The 2,014-nt window shown below is 59.6% G+C and carries 2 tRNA genes and 2 rRNA genes; all 4 read left to right on the top strand.

Annotation, left to right across the window (positions count from 1 at the left end):
- Window positions 1-109 (top strand): 16S ribosomal RNA (locus FF100_RS36735); the annotation flags it as partial.
- 153 nt (window positions 110-262) lie between these two features.
- Window positions 263-339 (top strand) — tRNA-Ile (locus tag FF100_RS36730).
- A gap of 120 nt (window positions 340-459) precedes the next feature.
- Window positions 460-535: transfer RNA gene (locus FF100_RS36725), tRNA-Ala, on the top strand.
- 270 nt (window positions 536-805) lie between these two features.
- Window positions 806-2,014: ribosomal RNA gene (locus FF100_RS36720) — 23S ribosomal RNA — on the top strand; the annotation flags it as partial.

The following is a 2,014-nucleotide window of genomic DNA, read 5'->3' as shown; positions in this document are numbered from 1 at the left end:
CGGCGCTGCGCCAACCGCAAGGAGGCAGGCGACCACGGTAGGGTCAGCGACTGGGGTGAAGTCGTAACAAGGTAGCCGTAGGGGAACCTGCGGCTGGATCACCTCCTTTCTAAGGATGCTGTTTGTCAGGATGATCGGGTGACCGGTCCTCTCCTCGTACGGCGTCATTGGAATCAGGGCTCAGTCAGAGCCCATATGGCGGGACGCGCCGTCTTCGTTTCTCTTTCTCATCATCCGGACAACGCTGGCGGGAGCCAGCGACGGGCCTGTAGCTCAGGTGGTTAGAGCGCACCCCTGATAAGGGTGAGGTCGGACGTTCGAGTCGTCCCAGGCCCACCATTGTTCTTGGGGCCTCAAACGCCGGCGGCGACATCCGTCGCCTCAGGCTTCCCGCGCCACGCGGCGCGGCGGCCAGTCGGCCTTGCGAGGCTTCGCCTCGGACCAACGAGCAGCGGCTTCGGGCCTGTAGCTCAGTTGGGAGAGCGCGTGCTTTGCAAGCATGAGGTCGTCGGTTCGATCCCGTCCAGCTCCACCACCCTCCCCTGCCGAACGCGGCAAGGTCGTAGGGTCGTCCGGATCAAAGAGCTTCGCACCATCGACGCAATTGCGGGTGGCTGCGGATATCTGACATCGTGAAGAGGGAATGTGCCCAGGCCAGCGCGAAAGCGGCCGGCCCGGGTACGTTCGGCAAGCATAAGGCAGCCCCTGCGAAAGTGGTGGCTGCCGGTCTTTATCGTGACCGTGGATGGTAGGTGTGTGAGGCCCAAAAGGCTTTCGCTCACCACCGGACACCGATCATGAGAGCGATCAAGTGCCTTAAGAGCATCTGGTGGATGCCTTGGCGCTGAGAGGCGATGAAGGACGTGGTACGCTGCGATAAGCCTTGGGGAGCTGCGAACGAGCTTTGATCCGAGGATCTCCGAATGGGGAAACCCACCTTCAGCCACCGTATCGTGGGTTCGGCACTGCCGAGCCTGCGCTACGCTGGTTCGAGAAGGTATCAAGCCCTGAATTCATAGGGGTTTGAAGCGAACCCGGGGAACTGAAACATCTCAGTACCCGGAGGAAAGGACATCAACGAGACTCCGTCAGTAGTGGCGAGCGAACGCGGACCAGGCCAGCGCCTGGCATGACGCTTACCGGAACGGCCTGGAATGGCCGGCAGAATGGGTGACAGCCCCGTACGGGACAAGCCAATGCCAGGACACGAGTAAGGCGGGACACGTGAAATCCTGTCTGAAGATGGGGGGACCACCCTCCAAGCCTAAGTACTCCTCAGCGACCGATAGCGAACCAGTACCGTGAGGGAAAGGTGAAAAGCACCCCGACGAGGGGAGTGAAACAGTTCCTGAAACCGGATGCTTACAAACAGTGGGAGCCCAAGGTTCGTCCTGGGTGACCGCGTACCTTTTGTATAATGGGTCAGCGACTTAAAGTAGCGGGCAAGCTTAAGCCGATAGGCGAAGGCGCAGCGAAAGCGAGTCTGAACAGGGCGTTCAGTCCGCTGCTTTAGACCCGAAACCAGGTGATCTAGCCATGCGCAGGATGAAGGTGCGGTAACACGCACTGGAGGTCCGAACCAGTGCCCGTTGAAAAGGTCTTGGATGACGTGTGGTTAGGGGTGAAAGGCCAATCAAACCTGGACATAGCTGGTTCTCCGCGAAAGCTATTTAGGTAGCGCCTCGAGCGAATGCCGTGCGGGGTAGAGCACTGGATGGGCTAGGGCCGCCCACAGCGGTACCGCACTCAACCAAACTCCGAATACGCACGAGCACTACTCGGGAGACACACGGCGGGTGCTAACGTCCGTCGTGAAGAGGGCAACAACCCTGACCGACAGCTAAGGCCCCCAATTCGTGGCTAAGTGGGAAAGGATGTGGGACTCCCAAAACAACCAGGAGGTTGGCTTAGAAGCAGCCATCCTTTAAAGAAAGCGTAACAGCTCACTGGTCTAGCTAAGGGGTCCTGCGCCGAAAATGTAACGGGGCTCAAGCCACGAGCCGAAGCTTCGGGT

The sequence above is a fragment of the Methylobacterium terricola genome (assembly GCF_006151805.1).
In the GTDB taxonomy this organism is placed as follows: Bacteria; Pseudomonadota; Alphaproteobacteria; order Rhizobiales; family Beijerinckiaceae; genus Methylobacterium; species Methylobacterium terricola.
This window is presented reverse-complemented; position numbering and strand designations above follow the sequence as displayed.